General features: G+C 57.6%; 2 rRNA genes. Both read right to left on the bottom strand.

The window, feature by feature from the left end:
• Nucleotides 1–22 precede the first annotated feature (22 nt).
• Nucleotides 23–3145, bottom strand: a 23S ribosomal RNA gene (locus tag ACP4IX_RS35815).
• 303 nt (nucleotides 3146–3448) lie between these two features.
• A 16S ribosomal RNA gene (locus tag ACP4IX_RS35810) occupies nucleotides 3449–4977 on the bottom strand.
• Together the 16S and 23S rRNA genes form the textbook arrangement of a ribosomal RNA operon.
• Nucleotides 4978–5206 lie beyond the last annotated feature (229 nt).

Raw genomic sequence — 5206 nt, 5'->3', positions numbered from 1 at the left:
AACACAGTGGACGCGAGCAACTGAGGACAAGCCCTCGGCCTATTAGTACCGGTCACCTCCACACCTTGCGGTGCTTCCAGATCCGGCCTATCAACCCAGTCGTCTACTGGGAGCCTTAACCCCTCAAGGGGGTGGGAGTCCTCATCTCGAAGCAGGCTTCCCGCTTAGATGCTTTCAGCGGTTATCCCTCCCGAACGTAGCCAACCAGCCATGCCCTTGGCAGGACAACTGGCACACCAGAGGTTCGTCCGTCCCGGTCCTCTCGTACTAGGGACAGCCCTTCTCAAGACTCCTACGCGCACAGCGGATAGGGACCGAACTGTCTCACGACGTTCTAAACCCAGCTCGCGTACCGCTTTAATGGGCGAACAGCCCAACCCTTGGGACCGACTCCAGCCCCAGGATGCGACGAGCCGACATCGAGGTGCCAAACCATCCCGTCGATATGGACTCTTGGGGAAGATCAGCCTGTTATCCCCGGGGTACCTTTTATCCGTTGAGCGACGGCGCTTCCACAAGCCACCGCCGGATCACTAGTCCCGACTTTCGTCCCTGCTCGACCCGTCGGTCTCACAGTCAAGCTCCCTTGTGCACTTACACTCAACACCTGATTGCCAACCAGGCTGAGGGAACCTTTGGGCGCCTCCGTTACTCTTTAGGAGGCAACCGCCCCAGTTAAACTACCCATCAGACACTGTCCCTGATCCGGATCACGGACCCAGGTTAGACATCCAGCACGACCAGACTGGTATTTCAACGACGACTCCCCCTGAACTGGCGTCCAGAGTTCACAGTCTCCCAGCTATCCTACACAAGCCGAACCGAACACCAATATCAAACTGTAGTAAAGGTCCCGGGGTCTTTCCGTCCTGCTGCGCGAAACGAGCATCTTTACTCGTAGTGCAATTTCACCGGGCCTATGGTTGAGACAGTCGAGAAGTCGTTACGCCATTCGTGCAGGTCGGAACTTACCCGACAAGGAATTTCGCTACCTTAGGATGGTTATAGTTACCACCGCCGTTTACTGGCGCTTAAGTTCTCAGCTTCGCCCCACCGAAATGGAGCTAACCGGTCCCCTTAACGTTCCAGCACCGGGCAGGCGTCAGTCCGTATACATCGCCTTACGGCTTCGCACGGACCTGTGTTTTTAGTAAACAGTCGCTTCTCGCTGGTCTCTGCGGCCACCCCCAGCTCACGGAGTAAATCCGATCACCAGAAATGGCCCCCCTTCTCCCGAAGTTACGGGGGCATTTTGCCGAGTTCCTTAACCATAGTTCACCCGAACGCCTCGGTATTCTCTACCTGACCACCTGAGTCGGTTTAGGGTACGGGCCGCCATGAAACTCGCTAGAGGCTTTTCTCGACAGCATAGGATCATCCACTTCACCACAATCGGCTCGGCATCAGGTCTCAGCCTCATGTGCGACGGATTTACCTACCGCACGGCCTACACCCTTACCCCGGGACAACCACCGCCCGGGATGGACTACCTTCCTGCGTCACCCCATCACTCACCTACTAACCGCTTGGTTCGGCGGCTCCACCACTTTCCATTCCCCGAAGGGTCCGGAACGGCTTCACGGCCTTAGCATCACGATGCTCGATGTTTGACGCTTCACAGCGGGTACCGGAATATCAACCGGTTATCCATCGACTACGCCTGTCGGCCTCGCCTTAGGTCCCGACTTACCCTGGGCAGATCAGCTTGACCCAGGAACCCTTAGTCAATCGGCGCAAACGTTTCTCACGTTTGTATCGCTACTCATGCCTGCATTCTCACTCGTGAACCGTCCACAACTCGCTTCCGCGGCTGCTTCACCCGGCACACGACGCTCCCCTACCCATCACAGCCGGCGTTGGCCGTATATGCTGCAATGACACGACTTCGGCGGTACGCTTGAGCCCCGCTACATTGTCGGCGCGGAATCACTAGACCAGTGAGCTATTACGCACTCTTTCAAGGGTGGCTGCTTCTAAGCCAACCTCCTGGTTGTCTGTGCGACTCCACATCCTTTCCCACTTAGCGTACGCTTAGGGGCCTTAGTCGATGCTCTGGGCTGTTTCCCTCTCGACCATGGAGCTTATCCCCCACAGTCTCACTGCCGCGCTCTCACTTACCGGCATTCGGAGTTTGGCTAAGGTCAGTAACCCGGTAGGGCCCATCGCCTATCCAGTGCTCTACCTCCGGCAAGAAACACACGACGCTGCACCTAAATGCATTTCGGGGAGAACCAGCTATCACGGAGTTTGATTGGCCTTTCACCCCTAACCACAGGTCATCCCCCAGGTTTTCAACCCTGGTGGGTTCGGTCCTCCACGAAGTCTTACCTCCGCTTCAACCTGCCCATGGCTAGATCACTCCGCTTCGGGTCTTGAGCGTGCTACTGAAACGCCCTATTCGGACTCGCTTTCGCTACGGCTTCCCCACCCGGGTTAACCTCGCAACACACCGCAAACTCGCAGGCTCATTCTTCAAAAGGCACGCAGTCACGAGACACCAAGCAAGCTTGATGTCCGACGCTCCCACGGCTTGTAGGCACACGGTTTCAGGTACTATTTCACTCCGCTCCCGCGGTACTTTTCACCATTCCCTCACGGTACTATCCGCTATCGGTCACCAGGGAATATTTAGGCTTAGCGGGTGGTCCCGCCAGATTCACACGGGATTTCTCGGGCCCCGTGCTACTTGGGTGTCTCTCAAACGAGCCGCTGATGTTTCGACTACGGGGGTCTTACCCTCTACGCCGGACCTTTCGCATGTCCTTCGCCTACATCAACGGTTTCTGACTCGTCCCACGGCCGGCAGACCGTGGAAGAGAGATCCCACAACCCCGCACACGCAACCCCTGCCGGGTCTCACACGTATACGGTTTAGCCTCATCCGGTTTCGCTCGCCACTACTCCCGGAATCACGGTTGTTTTCTCTTCCTGCGGGTACTGAGATGTTTCACTTCCCCGCGTTCCCTCCACACTGCCTATGTGTTCAGCAGCGGGTGACAGCCCATGACGACTGCCGGGTTTCCCCATTCGGAAACCCCCGGATCAAAGCCTGGTTGACGACTCCCCGGGGACTATCGTGGCCTCCCACGTCCTTCATCGGTTCCTGGTGCCAAGGCATCCACCGTGCGCCCTTAAAAACTTGGCCACAGATGCTCGCGTCCACTGTGCAGTTCTCAAACAACGACCAACCACCCATCACCCCGAGCCAGCAGCTCGAGTGCACTGGGGCCGGCACTGAAAGCAGGCCATACGGCCGTACCCTCAGACACCCAACAGCGTGCCCGACACGTCCAGTCAAGATCCTGTGTTCCACGCCGAAGCAGTACTGACAGTCCTCATCCTGATCGTGCCGAATAGTCAACGTTCCACCCATGAGCAACCAGCATCAGACATTCGCTGATGTACTGGCCTCTGAACCAGGCAAGCCTGGCTTAGAAGTGCTCCTTAGAAAGGAGGTGATCCAGCCGCACCTTCCGGTACGGCTACCTTGTTACGACTTCGTCCCAATCGCCAGTCCCACCTTCGACAGCTCCCTCCCACAAGGGGTTGGGCCACCGGCTTCGGGTGTTACCGACTTTCGTGACGTGACGGGCGGTGTGTACAAGGCCCGGGAACGTATTCACCGCAGCAATGCTGATCTGCGATTACTAGCGACTCCGACTTCATGGGGTCGAGTTGCAGACCCCAATCCGAACTGAGACCGGCTTTTTGAGATTCGCTCCACCTCGCGGTATCGCAGCTCATTGTACCGGCCATTGTAGCACGTGTGCAGCCCAAGACATAAGGGGCATGATGACTTGACGTCGTCCCCACCTTCCTCCGAGTTGACCCCGGCGGTCTCCCGTGAGTCCCCAACACCCCCGAAGGGGCTTGCTGGCAACACGGGACAAGGGTTGCGCTCGTTGCGGGACTTAACCCAACATCTCACGACACGAGCTGACGACAGCCATGCACCACCTGTACACCGACCACAAGGGGGCGACCATCTCTGGCCGTTTCCGGTGTATGTCAAGCCTTGGTAAGGTTCTTCGCGTTGCGTCGAATTAAGCCACATGCTCCGCCGCTTGTGCGGGCCCCCGTCAATTCCTTTGAGTTTTAGCCTTGCGGCCGTACTCCCCAGGCGGGGCACTTAATGCGTTAGCTGCGGCACGGACAACGTGGAATGTTGCCCACACCTAGTGCCCACCGTTTACGGCGTGGACTACCAGGGTATCTAATCCTGTTCGCTCCCCACGCTTTCGCTCCTCAGCGTCAGTATCGGCCCAGAGATCCGCCTTCGCCACCGGTGTTCCTCCTGATATCTGCGCATTTCACCGCTACACCAGGAATTCCGATCTCCCCTACCGAACTCTAGCCTGCCCGTATCGACTGCAGACCCGGGGTTAAGCCCCGGGCTTTCACAACCGACGTGACAAGCCGCCTACGAGCTCTTTACGCCCAATAATTCCGGACAACGCTTGCGCCCTACGTATTACCGCGGCTGCTGGCACGTAGTTAGCCGGCGCTTCTTCTGCAGGTACCGTCACTTTCGCTTCTTCCCTGCTGAAAGAGGTTTACAACCCGAAGGCCGTCATCCCTCACGCGGCGTCGCTGCATCAGGCTTTCGCCCATTGTGCAATATTCCCCACTGCTGCCTCCCGTAGGAGTCTGGGCCGTGTCTCAGTCCCAGTGTGGCCGGTCGCCCTCTCAGGCCGGCTACCCGTCGTCGCCTTGGTGAGCCATTACCTCACCAACTAGCTGATAGGCCGCGGGCTCATCCTGCACCGCCGGAGCTTTCGAACCGCTTGGATGCCCAAGCGGGTCAGTATCCGGTATTAGACCCCGTTTCCAGGGCTTGTCCCAGAGTGCAGGGCAGATTGCCCACGTGTTACTCACCCGTTCGCCACTAATCCCCACCGAAGTGGTTCATCGTTCGACTTGCATGTGTTAAGCACGCCGCCAGCGTTCGTCCTGAGCCAGGATCAAACTCTCCGTGAATGCTTTACATCACGGGAGCGGAACAGTCGGAGGAATAATCCGACCGTTCACAGCGTCCTCGCTGTTGTGTTTCAAAGGAACCTCAACCCGATCAGTGATCCGATCAGGTCGGGGTATCAACATATCTGGCGTTGACTTTTGGCACGCTGTTGAGTTCTCAAGGAACGGACGCTTCCTTTGTACTCACCCGAGAGACTCTCTCAGGCTTTCCTCCGGGCGCTTCCCTTCG

This window comes from Streptomyces sp. WG5 (assembly GCF_049974565.1).
Lineage (GTDB): Bacteria > Actinomycetota > Actinomycetes > Streptomycetales > Streptomycetaceae > Streptomyces.
This window is presented reverse-complemented; position numbering and strand designations above follow the sequence as displayed.